This window comes from Mesorhizobium sp. M2A.F.Ca.ET.039.01.1.1 (genome assembly GCF_003998035.1).
Lineage (GTDB): Bacteria > Pseudomonadota > Alphaproteobacteria > Rhizobiales > Rhizobiaceae > Mesorhizobium.
Genome location: NZ_RZRY01000873.1, coordinates 1 through 2,246, shown reverse-complemented (window position 1 = coordinate 2,246; position 2,246 = coordinate 1). Strand labels below are relative to the sequence as shown.

General features: G+C 60.4%; 2 protein-coding genes. One reads left to right on the top strand and one right to left on the bottom strand.

Annotated features, from left to right (window positions below):
* The coding region (locus EOA24_RS34920; protein WP_133374786.1) for a glutamine synthetase family protein at positions 1–1,179 on the bottom strand (1,179 nt) is incomplete at its 3' end.
* A 538-nt stretch (positions 1,180–1,717) separates the two neighbouring features.
* Here EOA24_RS34920 and EOA24_RS34915 point away from each other — a divergent pair.
* Positions 1,718–2,246 (top strand): DUF4238 domain-containing protein (locus EOA24_RS34915; protein WP_127410645.1); only part of this gene is annotated, 529 nt, incomplete at its 3' end.

The window sequence follows — 2,246 nt, the reverse complement described above, 5'->3', positions numbered from 1 at the left end:
GGCGAGCGTCAGCCCCTGGCCTTCGCCGCCGGTCGGCTCGCCGGGCGAGAGCTGGCGCTCGATGCCGATCAACGCCGCGCCGAGGATCGCCGCCAGCACCAGATAAGGATTGGCATCGGCGCCGGAGACGCGATGCTCGATGCGGCGCGCAGCCGAAGGTCCGCCTGGAATGCGAATCGCCACCATGCGGTTCTCGTAGCCCCAGGCGACGGCGGTCGGCGCATAGGATCTCGGCCGCAGCCGGCGGTAGGAATTGAAGTGCGGTGCAAACACCAGCGTGCTTTGCGCCATCGCGTCAAGCAGGCCGCCGACCGCGTGGCGCATTGTTTCGGAGCCCTGGTCGGAACCGTCGTCGAAGATGTTGCGGCCCTGCCTGTCGAGCACGCTGAAATGGACATGGAAACCGTTGCCGGCGCGCTCGCCATAGGGCTTGGCCATGAAGCAGGCGGCGAAGCCATGCTTGCGGGCGATGCCCTTCACGGTACGCTTGAAAAGCACCGCATCGTCGGCTGCGCGCAAGGCGTCGGGCACATGGTTCAAATTGATCTCGAACTGGCCGACGCCGTTCTCGGCAATCGCGGTGTCGACCGGAATGTCCTGCATGCGGCAGGCTTCGTAGATATCGTGGATGAAGGCCTCGAAATCGTCGACCTCGTCGATCGAGAGCGCCGCGTCCGAATCGAGACGCCTGCCGGTGACCGGGGAGACGGGGCCGACTGGCCGCTGCGAGGTCGGATCGACAAGATAGAATTCGAGCTCGGTCGCGGTGACGGGCGTCAGGCCGAGCGCGGCGTAGCGGTCGAGGATGCGGGCCAGCGCGCGGCGCGGATCGCCGAGATAGGGCGCGCCGCTGTCGTCCGCCAGCCAGAGCGGCAGCAGCGCTGTCGGATGGGCTGTCCAGTTGACCGGCAATATGCCGCGTCCCGTCCAGTGGCAAAGCCCGTCGGCGTCGCCGGTCGAGAAGACCTGGGCATTGCCTTCGATATCCTCGCCCCAGATGTCGAGGCCGATGGCCGAGTAAGGCATGCGCAGCTTGCCTTCGAGCGCCTTGCGCGCCTGCTCGACCGGAATGCGCTTGCCGCGCATGATTCCGTTCAGGTCGCACACCGCCGCCCTCAGGCTCTGGATGTCCTTCCTGCTTTCAAGCCAATTCAAAACGTCCGCAATCGCATCGCTCAATTTCCAGCCCCTTTTTAGGTGCTGTAGCCCTTGCAGGCTACGATATCCAATTTTTCAGCTTGTGAGTTTATGAAGACCGTATCGGCTGGCGCCGAATGGTTTTTCTTCATTTTTTCAAGTCACTAGCTGGGATATCGGGCGGCATTTCAGGTCCATTTTCGCGATCTGCGATCGCAACATAGCGATATGGTCAGCGAAAGCCAAGCCGGATTCGGCGTGTCGTCATCTTAGCTACCCGCGATTGATCGCGCAGTTACGCTGATAGCAGCGTCCTCATGCTATCGAGCAAATGGGCTCAATATTCCACTGCCCCCGGGTCCCCGTGAGCACCTGGGTCTAGTCTTGATCGCTGGTTAATAGAGCGCTCATGGTATACTCGGTCTGAAATAATGATTCTGCCTCGCGTGATTTCGTTCACAATGAGTAATCCAAAAGGTCAACACTTTATTCCGCGCTTGCATCTCCAGCACTTTGCTGGGGTGCAGCCGAAAGGTCACGTCTGGCATATACGAAGGCCGACGGCAAGAAATTTTCCCGCATGCCCGAAGAGACGGCCAAGCAAACTCATTTCTATTCCGTTGAAGCGCCGGATGGCAGTTATGACCTTCGCATCGAAGAAATGCTGGCTCGGATCGAAAGCACGGCCGCTCCAATCTACATGCGGCTGATCAACGGCAAGATTCCGGAGCACCAGGACAAGATGGACATGGCGCAGTTCCTAGCCGTGATGGTGGTGCGTACACCTGGTTCCAGGAAAGACGCGGCCGAGATGGTTGGTCGCATGATTCAGATTCGGAACTATGCGACTGGTGTACACGACCGGGCCTTCAATTCGCTGGTGCATCGGATCGAGCAGGGCGAAGGCAGGCAGCTTACCGAAGAGAGCAGAACTTCCCTTCGGAGGAGCCTGATTGACCCTAGCGGCTACCGGCTCGAACTGGGGAAGGAGTGGGCGTTGCAGCACCTCACTGCTGCCGACAAGCTGACACCCGTACTTTTCCAGATGCGTTGGCGGACCATCGGGGCCGCTCAGGGTTTCTTTATCACCAGCGACGACCCGGTTGTTC